This is a genomic window from Pantoea sp. UBA7232 (assembly GCF_002473195.1).
Classification (GTDB): domain Bacteria; phylum Pseudomonadota; class Gammaproteobacteria; order Enterobacterales; family Enterobacteriaceae; genus Pantoea; species Pantoea eucrina.
The window spans coordinates 608,475-625,954 of sequence record NZ_DKTK01000006.1; the positions used below are offsets into that span (position 1 = coordinate 608,475).

A 17,480-nucleotide genomic window follows, 5' to 3' on the forward strand; every position below is an offset into this window, starting at 1 on the left:
ATGGAAAGCAAAGTAGTTGTTCCGGCAGAAGGTCAGAAAATCACCCTTGATCAGGGCAAACTGAATGTCCCGCATAACCCAATCATTCCTTACATCGAGGGTGATGGTATCGGCGTTGACGTTTCCCCGGTCATGCTGAAAGTGGTTGATGCTGCCGTGAAGAAAGCCTACAACGGCGAGCGTAAAATTTCCTGGATGGAAATCTTTACTGGTGAGAAATCAACAGAACTTTACGGCCAGGATGTCTGGCTGCCGCAGGAAACCCTGAATTTAATCAAAGAGTACCGCGTTGCCATCAAAGGCCCACTGACCACCCCGGTTGGCGGCGGTATTCGCTCGCTGAACGTGGCACTGCGTCAGGAGCTGGACCTTTACGTCTGCCTGCGTCCGGTACGCTACTACAAAGGCACGCCAAGCCCGGTCAAACGTCCGGAAGAGACCGATATGGTGATCTTCCGTGAGAACTCCGAAGATATCTATGCCGGTATCGAATGGAAAGCGGGTACGCCGGAAGCGGATAAAGTGATCAAATTCCTGCGTGAAGAGATGGGCGTGAAGAAAATTCGCTTCCCGCAGCAGTGCGGTATCGGCGTGAAGCCGTGTTCGGAAGAGGGTACCAAACGCCTGGTCCGTGCGGCGCTAGAATACACCATCACTAACGATCGTGATTCGCTGACGCTGGTTCATAAAGGCAACATCATGAAGTTCACCGAAGGTTCTTTCAAGGACTGGGGCTACCAGCTGGTGAAAGAGGAGTTTGGTGGTGAGCTGATTGACGGTGGCCCGTGGATGAAATTCAACAATCCAAATACCGGCAAAGAGATCATCGTCAAGGATGTGATTGCAGATGCTTTCCTGCAGCAGATCCTGCTGCGTCCGGCAGAGTATGACGTTATTGCCTGTATGAACCTGAACGGCGACTACATCTCTGACGCCCTGGCGGCACAGGTTGGTGGTATCGGTATCGCACCTGGCGCAAACATCGGTGACGAGTGCGCGCTGTTTGAAGCCACGCACGGGACTGCACCAAAATATGCGGGTCAGGATAAAGTGAACCCGGGTTCAGTGATCCTGTCTGCTGAGATGATGCTGCGTCACATGGAGTGGTTTGAAGCGGCTGATCTGATTGTCAAAGGTATGGAAGGCGCAATTGCGGCTAAAACCGTGACCTATGACTTCGAACGTCTGATGGATGGCGCTAAACTGCTGAAATGTTCAGAGTTTGGCGACGCGATCATCAGCAACATGTAATCTGCTTCAGGCAGAGTGCAAAACGGGAGCCACTGGCTCCCGTTTTTTATTCGCCTGCTGTATCGCTCTGACGCAGCGTCCCATCGCGCGCCTGCGACAGGCGCCAGAAATCGTGGCCGCCCGGATGCTGATAAATCCGCAGGGCGAACTGTCCGACGATGGCATAGATATACTCAAATATCGCTGACTGTGAATCTTCGTAATCAGCCCACATGACGGAAGAGGTAAAGCAGTAGACCTCAACCGGTAGCCCTTCGGGTGAGGGTTTGAGTGCCCGTACCACGATATACATATCTTTCTTAATATCATCGCGCTGCGTCAGCCAGGCGGTCAGATATTTACGAAATATGGTCAGATTAGTCAGGCCATTTTCGGCAAACCAGCGGTCGCCTGGCGCGCTGGGTTCACGTCCATCCATCAGCACGGAAAGCTGCTCACTGACCCCGCGTATCTGCATCATCTGCTGCACCAGCTCATAGTCCAGAAAGCGAATTGAGGTCTGGTCAAGATAGAAGCTGCGCATGATACGCCGCGCACCGGAGGAGAACATTGCCTGCCAGTTGGTATAGGTTTCGGTCAGAAAATTCTTCGTGGGAATGCGCGACAGCGTGTTGTCCCAGTTGCGAATAGTAATGGTGTGCAGCGCAATATCGATGACCTCACCACTGATGCCGTTATCCGGCATCTCAATCCAGTCACCGAGCTGCAGCACATCATTGGATGAAACCTGAATGTTGGCCACCAGCGACAGCAGCGTGTGCTGAAATACCAGCATGAGAACGGCCGCCACCGCACCCAGACTGGAAATAATAATCACCGGCGACTTATTCGACATAATTGCCAGGATCATGATCGCAGAGAGGATGTGCACCAGAATCTTACCGATCTGGATATAGCCTTTAATCGAGTGATTTTTACGCCGCGACTTTTTGGTATAGGAGATGTTGATGATTTCCAGCACTTCCGTAAAGAACAGCGAAAGATAGATAAAAAACAGAATGCCGCAGATGGTCTTGACCGCAATCTGCAGATGCTGCGGCAGACCCGGCATAAACTGCAGCAGATAGTAGACGATAACGACCGGAATAAAATTAGAGAGTTTTTCCGACAGGCGGACATCTTTATCCAGCGGTACCTGATTTTTATGCGCGCTGAAAAAGACTTTACGCACCACCTTTACCACAAAAAATTTACAGATAAAGTGCGCAATCATCGCCGCCGCGACCAGCAGCAGCAGGCTGACCGTTGCCGCAAGCGCCGTGTCACCGGCAAGAAAATTCTGGAATGTATAGAAGTAGCTCATGTTAATCAGTAGCCGGTCCGGGGTGGCGGGAATTCAAGCATAAAGCCGTACGGGGCGATAAGCGACGCGTGCGCAATTGCGGTGTCAGTCAGAAAATAGTTCAGCACCGCTGACTGCCGGCTGCAGTTATACCACTAAGCCCGCCTGACTGACGAGCGGCATCAGATAATTACCCGTGCCATCTGCGCGCTGGCCAGTCTCATAGTTTGAAGCAGTTAACATCCTGAACCGGATAGCCGTGCCTTTTGCAGCAGAAGCCGCTATCGTCAGCGCTCAGTATCGGGGGAGAGACTATGCAGGGTATCGTGAAGTTTGTGAAAGGCTGGCTACTTTTTTCACTGCTGTGGGGCGTGTTTATGTGGTTTGTCTCCTGGCAGGCGCAGGGAAAAGAGCCGGGCATGGCAGTGGTAATGAGTCTGTATGCGGGATTAATCTATCAGGCGCTGCGTACCATGGTAGCGCGCTATAAAGCACGACGCGCGGCGGCGTAAGCGCAGGAACAGCGGGGCCGGCTGGCCCCGCTGACCAGATTATTTGCGGCCCAGCAGGAAACCGACGATCACGCCGATGCTGGCAGCCACGGCCAGACCCGTAGTCGGGTTATCACGGACCGACCTCACCACGCAATCAGCTGCATCCTGTACGGCATAGCTCGCCTGCGCCGGATAGCGCCGTGCTGCACCTTTTGCCTGATGACGGGAAGAACCCGTCAGTTCGCCAAATTTCTCCTGAACTGCACCTGCTGCTTCATTCAATTTTGCTTCCGCTTTGTCAGTCATGTTGACTCCCTGATAGTGGTGAATGTCACTTTCAGCGTAGTCAGAGAATGGCGGACCGGCAACCCGACAGCGGTAAAGGTTATGTAACAATCTCTGTTTAACGACGCTTGTTCAGGAACGGTTTACCCCTGACGGCAGCGCCAGGAGGGGTACCAGCTCACCAGGAAGTGGCGTAAATGATCAAAACACCACTCAGCATCCTCGGGCTGCTGGCAGTAAAACCGGACGGTCACTTTTTCATAGCGCTGCTGACGCAGGTGCAGCGGCGACCAGCCCCAGTCCAGCACGGCGCGCGCATAGTTGACCAGCGAGCCGGCAGGCATCTCATGCTGACTCTCCTGACAGCCGAGGTAGTGCTCAAAGCGTGCTTCCAGCTGTTCAGCTTCATCATGCGTATGCAGTACATCCGGACGAAAAGCGATGTCGATAAATCCGCAGACGCTGTCTTCACGCTGCTGACGATCGCAGGCGAGCGTCATAAAGAGTCCCTCCTGCAGATTCACCTCTTCCAGCAGCCGGCGCATATTTTCAGAATCATTACCCGCTTTAATTTCGTCGATCCGCTCGGGCTGCTGCGTCAGATCAAACCCGCAGGGATTCACTGAGCCATCTTCATTGGTGGTGGCCGGGAAGGGGAAATCGATGTAGCCGTTATTATCGAGACTCTTTTCCATTATCGGTATCTGCCGCAAGCGTAAACCCTGACAATAAACTATCCCGCGGCGGGGTGCACGGGCTATGGACACTGCCAGGTGATCATGGTGTTTTCGTAAGGATTGATAAGCCGGAACTGTTTATCGCTCAGGCGCTGGGCATAAAAACCTTCGGTCGTAATGGCAGAGGGGATATAGCGGAAGCGATCGGTCGAGTGGAGCGGGCCACTGCTTACCGTGACGTTGTCACGTCTGACGGAGAAAGCGGTCGCCAGATCAAAAATCCAGGCGTGAGTGTTTCCCAGCGACTGACCATAAATCGTGGTCACCTCACCGGGACAATCCACCCCTTTTGGCGTCGAGCTGCAGCCTGTCAGCGCAATAATAATGATGAAATAAGTCAGTCTTAACATGGTCCTGTTCCTGGTTCTTTCCCTGTCTGACAGTGGCCCGATAACGCGTATCGCTTATATGAGCATAGCAGGTCTGGCTGCACTTCCCATTTGCATTTTGTTTAACTGTTAAGCGGTAAGCAGGTAAAGGGGTGACTTTGGTAGCAGATAAACGGTATTCTTGCCAGCGCAGTGCACCAGACAGGAAAAAGACAGGGTAATTGAATGAGAGAAGAAGAAGCCAGCTTAATGATTCTTCAGCAGGCGATAGATCAGCTGGACGCCGATAAGAAAAAACAGGTCATAAACTGTGTTACGGCGATCCACGATGTGATGCATAAATTCGATCCAGAAGATGCCGGACTGGCATTGATGCTGGTGGCCGCTCAGGTGGCCGCAGAGTAAGCTTCAGGCCGATGCAATATCGGCTTTGTTTCTGCTTTATTACTATGTAGATGTTCGGCGCGCCCGCTCTGATGTACGGCACGCCATGCATTAATCTGCTTCCCGCTATGTTACCCTGCGAACCTTTACATCACACTCAGGCGAAAAACAGCATGAAAATTCTGGTTATAGCCGCGGGCCTGCTGGCCTGTCAGATTGCGCCGGCATGGAGCGAAAGTGAATTTCAGATCACCTGTCCGGGGCGGGCCACGATGACGGTATCCCGCGCCAGTTACGGGCTCAGCACGCTGATGTGGCCGAAGCGGCATTTTCAGGTGGCCGCCGGACAACAGCGTTTCCACCTTGAAGGGGGCGACAGCGTTGCCATCACGCGGTTCCGCAACGGCGACCGGCTGGTCATCAATAAAGAGAGCGGTGAAACCTTTTTTGTTTATGCGCAGAGCGACAAACTGGTTCCCTGTCAGCGTTCAGTGAAGCGCGATGCCGCCATCGTCTCTCTCGATCGTTATGACGATCGTCAGCACGCCTCTTCTTAACACCGACAGGAACAACACCATGTCACTCAGCGTTACTGACAGCGTTACTGCGCAGGATCTCGACGATATCAGACAGGGTCTTAACGCGTTCAACAGCCGCTTTATTGACGTCAGCGAGATCCAAGTGCTGGGCGTGTTTATTCATGATGCAGACGGCGGGAAAATAGCAGGCCTGACAGGATCAACCTGCGGTAACTGGCTGCGTATCGACATGCTGTGGGTCAGTGACGCGCTGCGCGGGCAGGGGGCCGGCACCCGGCTGATAACGGCAGCAGAGAACGAAGCGCGGGCGCGGGGTTGCGTCTATGCGCAGGTGGATACGGCAAGCTTTCAGGCGCGTCCGTTCTATGAAAAACAGGGTTATCAGCTCCGGTTCAGCCTGAATAACTATCCGCGCCATCATCAGCGCCACTATCTCACCAAAGCTCTCTGACTACAGCAGCGGCTGCTGCCGCAGATCCAGTGGCGACTGCTCCGCTTCGTCAATCGCTGCCAGCCAGCCGGACAGGTCTGTCTTTACCCATGAAAGGTGACCCCGCGTGGTGCTCATCAGCACCACATCGGGTCGCAGCGTGCGGTAGAGTTCCAGCGACTGCTGCAGCTCGGCAGGATTACTGTCAGGCTTGAGCACGCTGATCCAGCGGTTGTAGTCGCAGGTGAGGGTGTCGCCGACAAACAGATAGGTCTGCCCGAGCGGAGAGTGGTAAAGATAGCTGCTGCTGCCCGGCGTATGGCCGGGCGTTGGCAGCAGATGGAAGTCGCCAAAATGCACCTCCCTGCGGGTAAAGGTTTCATCCGGCTCAACCACCAGGCTAACCGGCCCCAGCGAGCGGCTGTGGCAGTAAAGCGCACTGCTGAAGCGCTGCTGAATAAGCCGTGCTCCCGGCGCCGCCTCATGCCAGTGCGTAAGATAGTGACGAATAACGCCACCCGCCTCTGCCAGAAACTCATGATCAAGCGGATTCTCAACCCGGCCAATCAGCAGGTTGCCGCGCGGATGCCGCAGCATAAAGCCATGCATCATCAGGTCATTAGCGGTCTCTTCAGCGGGAAATTCCGGTGTGGAGATCCATAAGTCTTCATAAAGCGGCTTCAGAGGGCGATCTCCTGCATGTCATATTATCGCAGCACCGGATGTCCGGTGATGCTGAGCCGCGCGTTACCGGCACTCATATCAAGCGTAGCATGCGCACCCAGCGGCAGCGTGACGGTATCAGGCGCATGTCCAAACGCCAGATCGCTTATCACCGGCAGCTGATACTCATCGCGCAGGCGCTGCCAGACAGTGTCGAAACCGAAGCCGTTATCATAGGCGCTGAGGGAGGTACTGGTAAAACTACCGGTAATAATCGCCTGCTGACGCGCCAGAATGCCGCACTGCTGCAGCTGCAGCAGCATGCGCTCGATGCGAAACGGATGTTCATTGACATCTTCAATCACCAGAATGCCGCCTTCAATCTGCGGCAGCCACGGCGTACCAACCAGCGCGCAGATCATCGCCAGGTTACCGCCCCACAGGCGGCCCTGCCAGCTGCCGCAGTCCGGGCTTTCACTCTGCCAGTTTACTCTCAGTTCCGGAGAGGAAATGGCCTGCCAGAAATGGTGTTCGGTAAACGCTGAAACGGGATCCGCGCCGAAATTACCGGCCAGCATCGGGCCGCTGAAGCTTATCAGGCCGGTCTGCGCCAGCAGCGCCAGCTGAATAGCGGTAAAGTCACTGTGGCCGCACAGCGCGACTGGCTCACTGCTGAGACGCTGCGCGATACCGCGGTAATCCAGCTTGTCCAGCAGGCGGGTCGCACCGTAGCCACCGCGCACTGCCAGAATAATGTCCGGCAGCGGGTCTGATGCAGCCAGCGCATTGATATCCGCCAGACGTTCTGCGTCCGTACCGGCAAAGCGCTGAAAGCGGCGGGCAACCACTGCGCCATTCTCCACCCGGTGGCCTGCATGCTGAAGCCGCTCAATGCCGCGCCGGGCAGCATCCTGGTTGTGGCAATAGCCAGAAGGGGCGATTAAACGAAAGGAACGGGCTGGGTGCATTGCGCTTTTCCTGCTCTCTGCTTAAGTGTGCATAGTGACAAACTGCGTGAACGGCGTCACGACAGCAAAATGAATTTTGTCATTTTCAGAATAACGGTAATTTTACTGCCGGCCGTCATGGCTATGATAGCCTGCGCCTCTCTTATAGCGGAACCTGAAAAACAGTGAAATTTCGACTACTTATGCTCTCTGCTTTACTGCTGGCAGGCTGTGCCAGTGAACCGGAAAAACCCAGAGTGCCTGAGCGCAATACGCCTCTCACTCAGGCTCCGCCCTCAAAAATTAATGATGCCTGGGCGCTGTTTACAGAAGATGCTGCCACTCATTATGGCGTTGATGAGAAGTTAATCAGCGCCATTATCAGTGTCGAATCGGGCGGTAATCCTGCTGCAGTAAGCCGCTCTAACGCGGTGGGTCTGATGCAGATCAAAGCCTCGACGGCAGGGCGCGAAGTCTATCGCGTGCAGGGCCGTCACGGGCAGCCCTCAACGGCCGAGCTGCGCGATCCGGCTAAAAACATCGATATCGGGGTCGCCTATCTGCGTATTCTGCAGGAGTCGGCGCTGGCCGGTATCCGCGATCCGCTGACGCTGCGCTACGCCACCATTGTCTCCTATGCCAATGGAGCCGGTGCGCTACTGCGCACCTTCTCACGCGACCGCGACCGCGCCATTGCGATGATTAACGCGATGTCGCCGGATGAGTTTTACCAGCACGTGCAAAACAAACATCCGGCCGCGCAGGCACCGCGCTATCTGTGGAAAGTGACCACCGCCTACCGCACAATTGGCTAGCGCGCGGTGCGCAGCTTAGCGCTGCGCACTCTGTGCCGGTGCTTCGTTGGACGCATCGCTGAGATTGATACGCGGCAGTACCCCACCGGTAAACTCGACGCGGCGCATCGGGAAGGCGAAGCGGATCTGCTTCTGCTCCAGCTGCGCCATCAGCTGCAGGTTAATCTCCTGCTGAATATCCATATAAACATTGTAATCCGCGCTCAGCACGAAATAGACCACTTCAAACGTCAGCTGCGACTCATCAAACGAGAGAAAGTGCGCCCGGTCAAAACGGGTGTCGGGCACGCCTTCGATAATCGTTTTCACCATGCCGCCAATCTGCCGCACTTTCTCCGCCGGCGTACCGTAGTTAATGCCGAACTTAAACACGATGCGCCGCTGCTGCATCCGTTTGTAGTTGTGGATCGTCTGCTGTAACAGAATGGTGTTTGAGCAGACAATCTGTTCGCCGCCGAGGCTGCGCAGACGCGTGGTTTTCAGGCCGATGTGCTCAATGGAACCCGCAATATCGCCGAATACAATAAAATCACCGTGCTCAAACGGTTTATCAAAGCCGATCGCCAGCGACGCAAACACATCGCTCAGCACGGTCTGAATCGCCAGCGCAATGGCGATACCGCCGACGCCTAAACTGGCCACCAGTGCGGTAATGTCGATGCCCATGTTGGAGAGGATCGCCAGCAGCATCATTACCCATACCACCACTCGCAGCAGAATGCCGAGGATCACGGTGGTGACCGGATTACGTACGTGCAGCGGATCGCGCAGCATGCTTTTCAGCCATAAACGGATGCCGCAGTCGATCCACAGCGTGAACTGCAAAATCAGCGCGAGGAACCAGCTGTGGGCAATCGCCACGCTCCAGTTGGCCGGCAGGTCCGCAAACTTCAGCGAAATCAGCAGTGAGAAGATCAGCAGCAGCGACTGGCTGGTGCTGCGCAGGATCTCAACAAGAATGGCAGTGAAACGCACATGGCGCTGTTCGCTGTAGCGGGCGATACGATTCGAAACAAAGCGGATAGCGGTGCGCAACAGCCACCAGACAATAAGGGTGCCAAAGAGGATGATGGCGCTGTTGATCCAGACGGTTTGATTAAGAAAAATGCGTTGCCAGCCAGAGGCTGAAAGCCAGTTTTCCATGGGGGAGTTTCTCCTTGCCGGGCGCTGGTTAAAATAAAGGGCAAGGAGAAGCATAGCCTGTCTGAGATATCCTGCAGGCGTAACGGCAGTTACTGAAAGCGGCTCGCCTTATCGCGTGCCAGCCGTTCAAGCGCGAAGATCACCTGCTGCAGCTGACGCTCCTGCACGGGTTCAATGGCAGTGAAACGAAAGCTCAGCCGCGGTATTACGCAGGCTTCGCCTTTACGGACTACGCTGCGCTCGCCAATATGCAGCAGCTCTGCGGTAACCTCAAACTGACCAAATTCGCCCAGCTCAACCCGCAGCTGGCTGAACTTATCCCCCCGGGTAAGGCCCTCCGGCAGCGGCCCTTCCGGCAATACCCCGACCCCGCCCAGCGAAAGATCCTGCAGGCGAAAGCGCGCCTGGCTGCCGTCCGGCCACCGGGTGTAACACCAGAAAACCGGCTCCAGCGGGGCGTTGATGCGGAAAAATTCGCGGCGCTGGATTTGCCAGGCGCACGCCGGCAGCGGTGCGCTGAATGCGGGTAAGCCTTCATATTCAACCAGCGTCAGGGCAGCGAGGGTGAACTCAATTTTGGCGCCGTAGGTTTCGGCGCAGACGCTGAAGTCGGGACTCTCCAGCACCCACTCATTGCTCAGCGCATTGCTGCCCAGATCGAAAATGATGCACTCCTCATCGGCAACCAGCAGGCGGCTGATAAACTGCCCGCGATTAAAGGTCACCATTAGCGGAGTTTGGTAGCGCGACAGATCCCTCATCACATTCAAGACCGCTAACGTACCCCGCTTGAGATACTGTTCGTTATCGGCATCTTTCACATCCTGCTCCCCGCTGCTGCGCTTATCATCGTTATGCGACGATTATCGGCGTAACGCTCTGAAGCTTTAGCGGCTGGCTGATGATTAAAGCGGCAGTCGCGCTGCAGGGAAAAAAATCCCGTCTATACTTATCGCAGTGAACACCTTGATTCATAACGTAAGGAGCAACAAATGGGTATTCTTTCATGGATTATTTTTGGTCTGATCGCCGGTATTCTCGCTAAGTGGATTATGCCAGGTAAAGATGGCGGCGGCTTTATCCTGACCGTGGTACTGGGTATTATCGGTGCGGTTGTCGGCGGCTGGATCAGTACCCTGTTTGGTTTTGGCAGAGTTGACGGGTTCAACTTCGGCAGCTTTGTTGTCGCGGTGATCGGCGCCATTGTCGTGCTGTTTATCTACCGTAAAGTGCGCAGTTAATTCTGCCCGCATAAAAAAAACCGCGGCCCCGGGGCTGCGGTTTTTTTTCGGCTGTAGCCGGTGCGAAATTAATTCGCGCGCTGCAGCGCCGGCATATCAGGGATATCACTGGCGCTGTTACAGGTTTTTTCTTTCGGGCAATATTTATCCAGCAGCATCAGCGTCACGCCGTTGGTCCAGCCAAAGCCATCCTGCAGCGGATATTCGCCACCGCCGCCACCGCCCAGCTGCGCGCCCTCAACCACATATTTTTCTACCAGCTTATGCTCTTTGTCATAGGTCTGCTGGACGTTTTGCAGAAAGCGCTGGCCAATCTGTCGTGCCAGCTGCGGCTGGTTATAATGCTCCAGCCCCTCTACCGCTACCCACTGCAGCGGAGCCCAGCCATTAGGCGCATCCCACTGCTGGCCATTATTGACCGTGGTTGTCACCAGACCACCAGGTTTAAGCAGCTGTTTTTCAACTGCAGAGGCGGTACGTTCAGCTTGCTTATCTCCGGCCAGCTGCATATAGAGCGGGAAAAGAGCGGCCGCCGTCAGCTGGTTGTGAACCTGTTTTTTACTGAAATCGTAATCAGCATACCAGCCCTGTTTCTCATCCCACAGATAACGATTGATCGCGGCCTGGCGTTTTTCTGCCGCCGCGGCAAAGGCTTTCGCCTGGTCGTCCTGTTTTGCCAGCCTGGCTGATTTTGACAGCGTCTGCTCCAGATGAAACAGCAGGCTGTTGAGATCGACCGGCACCAGCGCTGTGGTGCGGATCGAAGCGAGATTATGCGCATCGGTAAACCAGCGCGAGCTGAAATCCCAGCCCGACGCCGCGCCGGCGCGCAGATCGCGCCAGAGCTGCGGTTTGTCACGTTCCGGGGTTTTTTCTGCCGTCTTCACATCGTCCAGCCAGGATTCTGTACGCGGCACGTCGCGTGCGTCCCAGTAGCGATTAAGCAGGGTGCCATCGGAGAGTTTTACCACCCGCTTGCTGGCGTGACCGGCCGCCACGCTGTCGCTGTCAGCCATCCAGTAGTCATACTCTTTCTGCAGCTGCGGCTGATAGTGCCGGTAAACCTCATCGCCTTTATGCGTGGCCAGCAGGTCCACCATCAGGCTAAAGAACGGCGGCTGTGACCGGCTGAGATAATAGCTGCGGTTGCCGTTAGGGATATGCCCGTAGCGATCGAGTTCGGTGGCAAAGTTATCGACCATATCCTGCACGCGGTCCCAGTTACCGCTTTCCGCCAGGCCCAGCATGGTGAAATAGCTGTCCCAGTAATAGACCTCGCGGAAACGTCCGCCCGGCACAACGTAAGGCTTCGGCAGCGGCAGCAGTGAATCATACTGGCTGGCATCAGGCGTGCTGCGCGTCAGCACCGGCCACAGACCGTTGATATGTTCACGCAGGCTCTGCCCGGCGGGCGGTACATATTTATCCTGCTCTTTGGGCAGGGTAAAGTTCATGTCAACGAAGCGTTTGAGATCGAAATTGCGCTGCTTCTTTTGCATCTGCCAGTCAGCGAGAATCGAGGCGGGATCGTATTTCGGGATCGCGTCAGCAAAGGTTTTCTGATCGGGATAGAACTGCGCTTTCTGCACGGCGCTGAAGAGCGGCCCCAGGCGTACATCGGGCGGCTGCGGCTGCTGGCTCAGCATCCGGCTTCCGGTTTCGGCATGGGCCAGCGTGCTGGTTGCCAGCAGGGCAGTGGTAAGCAGCAGAGAGAGGCGCGCGGGCATCAATATGACATTTTTTCTCATCGGTTTTTCTCCTTGTCCGAAAACGTGGTGCGCTAACGTATTGACCACTCAACCAACTTTAGTCGCTATCGTGCTGGCTGGCGCTGCAGGGCGATGGAAATGTGAAGCGCTGCCGGGTAATTACGTGGGAAATTGTTGCCGCTGACGGTTTTTACTTGCTCCGTCGCGCGGTTTACCGGAGGCTGAAAGAAAATAAGGAGGCGTATGAAGATTATCTGGTATCACCCGTCAATGGACGCGCAGCGCTGGCTCACGGGCCTCGGCCGGCGGCTGCCGGACGCGGAAATCCGGTTGTGGCAGCCAGGCGATAATGGCCGTGCAGATTATGCCGTTGTACGTTCGCCGCCGGTGGAGATGCTGGCGCAGCGAAGCCTGAAGGGAGTGTTCGCGATGGGTGCGGGCGTCGATGAACTTCTGCAGCAGCAGCGTCAGCACCCTGACAGGCTCAGCGCCCAGGTGCCGCTGTATCGCCTCGAGGATACCGGCATGGCACAGCAGATGCAGGAGTACGCGAACTGGTGCGTGCTGGGCTGGTATCGCCGCTTTGCTGACTATCAGCGCCAGCAGCAGGCGCACTGCTGGCAGCCGCTGCCGCTGCCGGCGCGCGACGCCTTCATCATTGGCGTGCTTGGCGCGGGCGTACTGGGCCGCAGCGTGCTGGAGAGCCTGCAGCAGTGGGGATTCCCGCTGCGCTGCTGGAGTCGCACGCCGAAGAGCCTGCCTGGCGTGCACGCCTTCCACGGTGCCGCCGCGCTGCACGACTTCCTTGCCGGCTGCCAGGTCGTGATTGATCTGCTGCCCGCCACGCCGGAAACCACCGATCTTATCAACGCTGATTTCCTGCGCGCGCTGCCGCACGGCGCATACTTTCTTAACCTGGCGCGCGGCGCGCACGTGGTTGAAGCGGACCTGCTGGCAGCCCTTAACAGCGGGCAACTTGCCGCCGCCGCGCTGGATGTCTTTCAGCAGGAGCCGCTGCCGGCGGACGATGCGCTCTGGCAGCATCCGCACGTCACCATCACGCCCCACAGTGCCGCTATTACGCTGCCGGAGCAGGCGATGGACGCCATCGCCAGCGCCATTCAGCAGCTGGAAAAAGGGCAGCAGCCCCCGGGGCGCGTGGATCGCCAGCGCGGCTATTAACTTATCTCAGAGGAGCAAAATATGTATCCCGTTGATCTGCATATGCACACCGTTGCCAGCACGCACGCCTACAGCACGCTGCACGACTATGTCGCCCAGGCGAAACAGAACGGCCTGAAGCTATTTGCCATTACCGACCACGGCCCCGATATGGCGGATGCGCCGCATCACTGGCATTTCATCAATATGCGCATCTGGCCGCGGGTTATTGACGGCGTCGGCATCCTGCGCGGAATTGAAGCGAACATTAAGAATCAGCAGGGCGAGATCGACTGCAGCGGGCCGATGCTGGATGCCCTGGATCTGATCGTGGCGGGCTTTCACGAGCCGGTCTACACGCCGCGCGATAAAGCACACCATACCGAGGCGATGATCGCCGCGATGGCAGGCGGGCTGGTGCATATCATCAGCCATCCGGGCAACCCCAAATTCCCGGTGGATATTCGCGCCATTGCCGAAGCCGCAGCCCACTACAACGTGGCGCTGGAGATCAATAACTCCTCGTTTACCCATTCGCGTCCGGGCAGCGAACCCAACTGCCGTGCGATTGCGGAGGCGGTGCGTGACGCGGGCGGACAGCTGGCATTTGGCTCCGATTCCCATACCGCCTTTACGCTGGGGCATTTTGAGCACTGCCTGCGCATCACGCGCGAGGTGGATTTCCCTGAAGATCGGGTGTTAAATGTCACGCCGCGCCGCCTGCTCGATTTTCTGGAGCAGCGCAGCGGTAAACGGATCGCGGAATTACTGGATTTTTAATGTTGTAGTGAGGAATGCTGCCAGATGAATGAATTTTCTATGCTTTGCCGGGTGATCGGCTCCCTGTTTAACCGTCAGCCCCAGGATCCGCTGCTGATGCCGCTGTTTACGCTGCTGCGCGAAGGCAAAATGCAGGCACAGTGGCCGCTGGAGCAGGATGCGCTGCTGACGCGTCTGCAGCAGAGCAGCGATCCGCAGGCGCTGGCAGCGGATTACAACGCGCTGTTTGTCGGTCAGGAGTGCAGCGTGCCGCCTTACGCGTCACAGTGGCCGGAAGGCGCGCCGGAAGCGGAGATCCGGGCGTTTCTCAGCGCGCGCGGCATGCCGCTCAGTGACGCGCCTGCCGATCACTTTGGCGTACTGTTGCTGGCGGCGTCGTGGCTGGAAGATCAGTCTGCAGAAGATGAATCAGACGCGCAGCGCGCGCTGTTTGAATCTTATCTGCTGCCGTGGTGCGGTGCGTTCCTCGGCAAAGTTGAAGCGCACGCCACCACGGCGTTTTATCGTACGCTGGCTGAGCTGAGCCGCGAGGCGATCCAGACGATGTATGATGAGCTGAGCGAAGACGATACGCCGCAGGCGTAATCGCTCCCCGCAGGGGGAGCGGCTGCCGGAGACGTTCGCTGCAGCTGCACAACAAGCAGTGACGTGCGGCTAAAGATTGCAGACTCCGGCGGATGCAGGTTAAGCCAAGAGAGACTAACGCCGGCGCAGACGCGGAAAACGTGCGTGCATGCGCAGATTGCGCAGGTTAAGCACGGCAATGGCGGTGCCCAGCACCACCAGCGATGCGCCAAATACTTTGAAACTGTTCATGCTGTCGCCCAGCACCGTCACGCCCATGATGACAGCCAGCACCGGCGTCAGCAGCGAATAGGGCATGATCAGATTAACATTATATTTTTTCAGCAGGGCGTACCACAGCGTATAGGCAACAATCGAAGAGGCGATAGCGCTGTAAAGAATGCCGAACCAGCCGTGCCAGCCCGCCGCCTGCAGGGCGCTGAACTGATTCGACTCTGTCAGCCATGAGGCAGCGCCAACCAGCGGCACGGCGAGGAATGAGATCCAGCCGGTCAGCGTCAGCGGACTAATAGGCGGCGACTTTTTGACAATCATGTTGCTGACCGCCCAGCCAAACGCGCTGCACAGCAGGATACAGAGTACCCACCAGGCAGGGATAGTCGGGCTGCCCGAGAGCACGGCCACGCCGCTCAGAGAGATAGCGATGCCGCACAGCTGCACCAGCCGCAGCTTCTCTTTCAGGATCGCCATCGCCAGCAGCATCGCAATGGGTGTGCCCAGCTGTACAACGATAGCCGCCGTACCGGCATCGGTATAGCGCATGCCGACAAACAGCAGCGAGAAATGCATAAAGCCAAAGGTAAATGCGAGGGTAATGAGCCACGGCAGCTGCGCGCGCGTGACACGGCAAAAGGGCACCAGAATCAGAGCGACCACGACAAAGCGCATCCACGTCAGAAACAGCGGCGGCAGCTCCAGAAGGCCCCATTTAACCGCCACGTTGTTAAACGCCCAGATTGAAACCACAAACAGAATCAGAAAAAAATGCCGTACGGCCACGCTGTTATCCTTCACAGAAAAATGAACTTACGCTTAATAATGGCATGAAGCCTGCCGCACAGGACACATCAACCTGGCGGTTTAGCACTCAACAGCAAAATCGCCGCCTTATAATTACAACATACTATTATCTGAACGCTATCCTGACATTCGCTTCTGCATAAGCATGTTGCGGAATAACATAAGACACGGCTGGCAATTGCTGTCACAGTAGCGCTTAACAGCGGACGCAGCAGAGGAGCCTGCCGGCAATGACGGAGAGTTATACTTTACCCCTGGCATTAATACAGCTTGAAGTTCCGCCCCCGCAGGTGGTGGCGAAAATTGGCGAACAGCCTGCGTGGTTTATTGACGCGCTGCAGCTGCAGGCGGATGACTATATTATCGTGCGTCCGCACCGGGGTGACGCACTTCCCGGCTGGCAGGAGATTAGCGGGGCGATCCTCAGCGGCTCCTGGGCGATGGTAACCGACCACGCCGGATGGAGTGAGCGCACTGCGGCCTGGATACGCGGCGCAATGGAGGCGCAGATGCCGCTGCTTGGCGTCTGCTACGGCCATCAGCTGATGGCGTATGCGCTGGGGGGTGAGGTGGGCGATAATCCCCGCGGCTGGGAGCGCGGGCTGCAGACCGTCACGCGCACGGCTTCTGATCCCTGGCTGGACGGGTTACCGGCGCACTTTTGCGCCTGGCTGTCGCACCGGCAGTCGGTACTGGCCCCGCCGCCGCAGGCCACGGTTCTGGCGCGCTCAGCGCTGGATGCGTGTCAGGTATTACGCTACTCGCCGCAGGCATTTTCCGTTCAGTTTCATCCGGAGTTCAGTCGCGAGATCATGACGGCCTGTACACCGGCTGACGTACAGCCGGATAGCGCGGTAATGGGGGATACTGACTGGGCGCGTACGCTGCTGCAGCGCTTCTGGCAGCAGGTACGGCCCCGGGATCAGGAAGCGTCGCAGCGCTGACAGCGATAAACCCAGGCGGGCGGCATGTTTTTCAGCACCCGCTGCCGCTGCCAGACAAAATAGCGCGACAGATCGTGCCGGGTGAGCGAGGTGTACTGAAACTGGACAAATACGCCCTGGGGCGCCAGCGCATTATGCACCGCGCTCAGAATGGTGTGACGCGTGGCCGCAGGCAGCGACAGCAGCGGCAGGCCGGAAAAAATAGCGTCATATTCACCCTGCAGCAGCTCCGCTGAGTGTGCCTGGACCTGCATGCGCGGATCGTGCCACTGACGCAGTTCTGCTGCCAGCTGCGGATTAATTTCAAACACGTCAAGCTGCGCGGCCGGTACCATACGCGACAGCAGCTGGCGGGTCAGCACGCCATCGCCGGCGCCCAGTTCAGCCACCCGCAGGCTGCTATCCCACTCTACCGCATTGCACATACAGCGGCATAACGCCGCTGATGAAGGGGTGACGCTGCCGATTGTGCGCGGATCGCGAATAAACTGCTGTACAAAGTTCGCTTTGGCCCGCATTAGCATCATGGCTGAAGCCAGCATCTTTCTCTCCTGAATCTGTGGTCTGCAGGGTATTGACCACAGATAACGCTCAGGTTTCGCTTTAGCGCGGCAAAAAAGCCAAACTCAGAACATTCCGGCACAAATGATTCTGTCCCGCTTTAACACCGATTTCCCGCGTCGGCTCACAGTTTCCCGCCTGCAGACCTGACAGGCTAAAAACGATCGCGCAATGTTAATC

The 17,480-nt window shown here is 56.8% G+C and carries 22 protein-coding genes; 11 read left to right on the forward strand and 11 right to left on the reverse strand.

The window, feature by feature from the left end; translation table 11 throughout:
• Nucleotides 1-1,251 carry an NADP-dependent isocitrate dehydrogenase gene (icd, locus tag B4056_RS06265; protein ID WP_094111812.1) on the forward strand — a complete coding sequence of 417 codons (1,251 nt, stop codon included), beginning with the start codon at nucleotides 1-3 and terminating at the stop codon, nucleotides 1,249-1,251.
• 46 nt (nucleotides 1,252-1,297) lie between these two features.
• Here the strand turns inward: icd and B4056_RS06270 are convergent, their stop codons facing one another.
• Nucleotides 1,298-2,554 (reverse strand): mechanosensitive ion channel family protein, encoded by a 1,257-nt coding sequence (locus B4056_RS06270; RefSeq protein WP_288654128.1) that lies wholly within the window; start codon nucleotides 2,552-2,554, stop codon nucleotides 1,298-1,300.
• Between the two features lie 293 nt (nucleotides 2,555-2,847).
• Between B4056_RS06270 and B4056_RS06275 the strand changes: the two genes are divergently transcribed.
• On the forward strand, nucleotides 2,848-3,045 hold the full coding sequence (locus tag B4056_RS06275) for a DUF6404 family protein (RefSeq protein WP_039383907.1): 198 nt from the start codon (nucleotides 2,848-2,850) through the stop codon (nucleotides 3,043-3,045).
• 39 nt (nucleotides 3,046-3,084) lie between these two features.
• On the opposite strand, the gene B4056_RS06280 is transcribed toward B4056_RS06275, so the two are convergent.
• From B4056_RS06280 to B4056_RS06290, 3 genes are all read right to left on the reverse strand, one after another.
• A complete protein-coding gene (locus tag B4056_RS06280) occupies nucleotides 3,085-3,333 on the reverse strand; it encodes a DUF883 family protein (RefSeq protein ID WP_065649559.1) in 249 nt (82 codons plus the stop codon).
• Between the two features lie 122 nt (nucleotides 3,334-3,455).
• A complete protein-coding gene (locus B4056_RS06285; RefSeq protein WP_071668751.1) occupies nucleotides 3,456-4,007 on the reverse strand; it encodes a hypothetical protein in 552 nt (183 codons plus the stop codon).
• Nucleotides 4,008-4,069: 62 nt separating this feature from the next.
• Nucleotides 4,070-4,399, reverse strand: coding sequence for a hypothetical protein (locus B4056_RS06290; RefSeq protein ID WP_039383913.1), 330 nt, complete (start codon nucleotides 4,397-4,399; stop codon nucleotides 4,070-4,072).
• 204 nt (nucleotides 4,400-4,603) lie between these two features.
• Here B4056_RS06290 and B4056_RS06295 point away from each other — a divergent pair, with 204 nt between their 5' ends.
• From B4056_RS06295 to B4056_RS06305, 3 genes are all read left to right on the forward strand, one after another.
• Complete coding sequence (locus B4056_RS06295; protein ID WP_094111811.1) at nucleotides 4,604-4,783, forward strand: hypothetical protein; 180 nt, start codon at nucleotides 4,604-4,606, stop codon at nucleotides 4,781-4,783.
• 152 nt (nucleotides 4,784-4,935) lie between these two features.
• Nucleotides 4,936-5,319 carry a hypothetical protein gene (locus B4056_RS06300; RefSeq protein ID WP_039383917.1) on the forward strand — a complete coding sequence of 128 codons (384 nt, stop codon included), beginning with the start codon at nucleotides 4,936-4,938 and terminating at the stop codon, nucleotides 5,317-5,319.
• Between the two features lie 19 nt (nucleotides 5,320-5,338).
• On the forward strand, nucleotides 5,339-5,752 hold the full coding sequence (locus B4056_RS06305; RefSeq protein ID WP_094111810.1) for a GNAT family N-acetyltransferase: 414 nt from the start codon (nucleotides 5,339-5,341) through the stop codon (nucleotides 5,750-5,752).
• Here B4056_RS06305 and B4056_RS06310 read toward each other — a convergent pair whose 3' ends face one another.
• Together B4056_RS06310 and ldcA are read right to left on the reverse strand one after the other, a co-directional pair.
• Nucleotides 5,753-6,415 (reverse strand): MBL fold metallo-hydrolase, encoded by a 663-nt coding sequence (locus B4056_RS06310; RefSeq protein WP_094111809.1) that lies wholly within the window; start codon nucleotides 6,413-6,415, stop codon nucleotides 5,753-5,755.
• Between the two features lie 23 nt (nucleotides 6,416-6,438).
• Nucleotides 6,439-7,362 carry a muramoyltetrapeptide carboxypeptidase gene (gene ldcA, locus B4056_RS06315; RefSeq protein ID WP_104084781.1) on the reverse strand — a complete coding sequence of 308 codons (924 nt, stop codon included), beginning with the start codon at nucleotides 7,360-7,362 and terminating at the stop codon, nucleotides 6,439-6,441.
• Between the two features lie 164 nt (nucleotides 7,363-7,526).
• Here ldcA and emtA point away from each other — a divergent pair, with 164 nt between their 5' ends.
• Entirely contained in the window at nucleotides 7,527-8,156 is a 630-nt protein-coding gene (gene emtA, locus B4056_RS06320; protein ID WP_082032656.1) for a membrane-bound lytic murein transglycosylase EmtA, read from the forward strand.
• Nucleotides 8,157-8,171: 15 nt separating this feature from the next.
• On the opposite strand, the gene B4056_RS06325 is transcribed toward emtA, so the two are convergent.
• Both B4056_RS06325 and B4056_RS06330 read right to left on the reverse strand, forming a co-directional pair.
• The gene (locus B4056_RS06325) at nucleotides 8,172-9,299 is read right to left on the reverse strand and encodes a mechanosensitive ion channel family protein (protein WP_039383923.1); all 1,128 of its coding nucleotides are present in this window, start codon (nucleotides 9,297-9,299) and stop codon (nucleotides 8,172-8,174) included.
• Between the two features lie 89 nt (nucleotides 9,300-9,388).
• A complete protein-coding gene (locus B4056_RS06330) occupies nucleotides 9,389-10,120 on the reverse strand; it encodes a flagellar brake protein (RefSeq protein WP_094111807.1) in 732 nt (243 codons plus the stop codon).
• 171 nt (nucleotides 10,121-10,291) lie between these two features.
• Here B4056_RS06330 and B4056_RS06335 point away from each other — a divergent pair, with 171 nt between their 5' ends.
• On the forward strand, nucleotides 10,292-10,540 hold the full coding sequence (locus tag B4056_RS06335; protein ID WP_039383925.1) for a GlsB/YeaQ/YmgE family stress response membrane protein: 249 nt from the start codon (nucleotides 10,292-10,294) through the stop codon (nucleotides 10,538-10,540).
• 68 nt (nucleotides 10,541-10,608) lie between these two features.
• Here B4056_RS06335 and treA read toward each other — a convergent pair whose 3' ends face one another.
• Nucleotides 10,609-12,288, reverse strand: coding sequence for an alpha,alpha-trehalase TreA (treA, locus tag B4056_RS06340; RefSeq protein WP_094111806.1), 1,680 nt, complete (start codon nucleotides 12,286-12,288; stop codon nucleotides 10,609-10,611).
• A gap of 204 nt (nucleotides 12,289-12,492) precedes the next feature.
• Between treA and ghrA the strand changes: the two genes are divergently transcribed.
• From ghrA to B4056_RS06355, 3 genes are read left to right on the forward strand one after another with little or no spacing between them, the layout of a single operon-like run.
• Entirely contained in the window at nucleotides 12,493-13,431 is a 939-nt protein-coding gene (gene ghrA / locus B4056_RS06345) for a glyoxylate/hydroxypyruvate reductase GhrA (protein WP_094111805.1), read from the forward strand.
• 21 nt (nucleotides 13,432-13,452) lie between these two features.
• On the forward strand, nucleotides 13,453-14,190 hold the full coding sequence (locus tag B4056_RS06350; protein WP_094111804.1) for a phosphatase: 738 nt from the start codon (nucleotides 13,453-13,455) through the stop codon (nucleotides 14,188-14,190).
• Between the two features lie 24 nt (nucleotides 14,191-14,214).
• Nucleotides 14,215-14,775, forward strand: coding sequence for a TorD/DmsD family molecular chaperone (locus B4056_RS06355; RefSeq protein ID WP_039383933.1), 561 nt, complete (start codon nucleotides 14,215-14,217; stop codon nucleotides 14,773-14,775).
• A 114-nt stretch (nucleotides 14,776-14,889) separates the two neighbouring features.
• Here B4056_RS06355 and B4056_RS06360 read toward each other — a convergent pair whose 3' ends face one another.
• Nucleotides 14,890-15,774: a DMT family transporter gene (locus tag B4056_RS06360; RefSeq protein ID WP_039385807.1), complete on the reverse strand. Its 885-nt coding sequence runs from the start codon at nucleotides 15,772-15,774 to the stop codon at nucleotides 14,890-14,892.
• A 251-nt stretch (nucleotides 15,775-16,025) separates the two neighbouring features.
• Here B4056_RS06360 and B4056_RS06365 point away from each other — a divergent pair, with 251 nt between their 5' ends.
• Nucleotides 16,026-16,739 carry a glutamine amidotransferase gene (locus tag B4056_RS06365; protein ID WP_150034427.1) on the forward strand — a complete coding sequence of 238 codons (714 nt, stop codon included), beginning with the start codon at nucleotides 16,026-16,028 and terminating at the stop codon, nucleotides 16,737-16,739.
• Here B4056_RS06365 and B4056_RS06370 read toward each other — a convergent pair.
• On the reverse strand, nucleotides 16,718-17,281 hold the full coding sequence (locus B4056_RS06370; RefSeq protein WP_039383934.1) for a class I SAM-dependent methyltransferase: 564 nt from the start codon (nucleotides 17,279-17,281) through the stop codon (nucleotides 16,718-16,720). The two genes, B4056_RS06365 and B4056_RS06370, sit on opposite strands and share 22 nt — an antisense overlap.
• Nucleotides 17,282-17,480: the final 199 nt, after the last annotated feature.

Excerpts from the sequence above, each read along its gene's own strand:
- icd (WP_094111812.1), top strand. The coding sequence starts at position 1 with ATGGAAAGCAAAGTAGTTGTTCCGGCAGAAGGTCAGAAAATCACCCTT.
- B4056_RS06270 (WP_288654128.1), bottom strand. The coding sequence starts at position 2,554 with ATGAGCTACTTCTATACATTCCAGAATTTTCTTGCCGGTGACACGGCG.
- B4056_RS06275 (WP_039383907.1), top strand. The coding sequence starts at position 2,848 with ATGCAGGGTATCGTGAAGTTTGTGAAAGGCTGGCTACTTTTTTCACTG.
- B4056_RS06280 (WP_065649559.1), bottom strand. The coding sequence starts at position 3,333 with ATGACTGACAAAGCGGAAGCAAAATTGAATGAAGCAGCAGGTGCAGTT.
- B4056_RS06285 (WP_071668751.1), bottom strand. The coding sequence starts at position 4,007 with ATGGAAAAGAGTCTCGATAATAACGGCTACATCGATTTCCCCTTCCCG.
- B4056_RS06290 (WP_039383913.1), bottom strand. The coding sequence starts at position 4,399 with ATGTTAAGACTGACTTATTTCATCATTATTATTGCGCTGACAGGCTGC.
- B4056_RS06295 (WP_094111811.1), top strand. The coding sequence starts at position 4,604 with ATGAGAGAAGAAGAAGCCAGCTTAATGATTCTTCAGCAGGCGATAGAT.
- B4056_RS06300 (WP_039383917.1), top strand. The coding sequence starts at position 4,936 with ATGAAAATTCTGGTTATAGCCGCGGGCCTGCTGGCCTGTCAGATTGCG.
- B4056_RS06305 (WP_094111810.1), top strand. The coding sequence starts at position 5,339 with ATGTCACTCAGCGTTACTGACAGCGTTACTGCGCAGGATCTCGACGAT.
- ldcA (WP_104084781.1), bottom strand. The coding sequence starts at position 7,362 with ATGCACCCAGCCCGTTCCTTTCGTTTAATCGCCCCTTCTGGCTATTGC.
- B4056_RS06325 (WP_039383923.1), bottom strand. The coding sequence starts at position 9,299 with ATGGAAAACTGGCTTTCAGCCTCTGGCTGGCAACGCATTTTTCTTAAT.
- B4056_RS06335 (WP_039383925.1), top strand. The coding sequence starts at position 10,292 with ATGGGTATTCTTTCATGGATTATTTTTGGTCTGATCGCCGGTATTCTC.
- treA (WP_094111806.1), bottom strand. The coding sequence starts at position 12,288 with ATGAGAAAAAATGTCATATTGATGCCCGCGCGCCTCTCTCTGCTGCTT.
- ghrA (WP_094111805.1), top strand. The coding sequence starts at position 12,493 with ATGAAGATTATCTGGTATCACCCGTCAATGGACGCGCAGCGCTGGCTC.
- B4056_RS06350 (WP_094111804.1), top strand. The coding sequence starts at position 13,453 with ATGTATCCCGTTGATCTGCATATGCACACCGTTGCCAGCACGCACGCC.
- B4056_RS06355 (WP_039383933.1), top strand. The coding sequence starts at position 14,215 with ATGAATGAATTTTCTATGCTTTGCCGGGTGATCGGCTCCCTGTTTAAC.
- B4056_RS06365 (WP_150034427.1), top strand. The coding sequence starts at position 16,026 with ATGACGGAGAGTTATACTTTACCCCTGGCATTAATACAGCTTGAAGTT.
- B4056_RS06370 (WP_039383934.1), bottom strand. The coding sequence starts at position 17,281 with ATGCTGGCTTCAGCCATGATGCTAATGCGGGCCAAAGCGAACTTTGTA.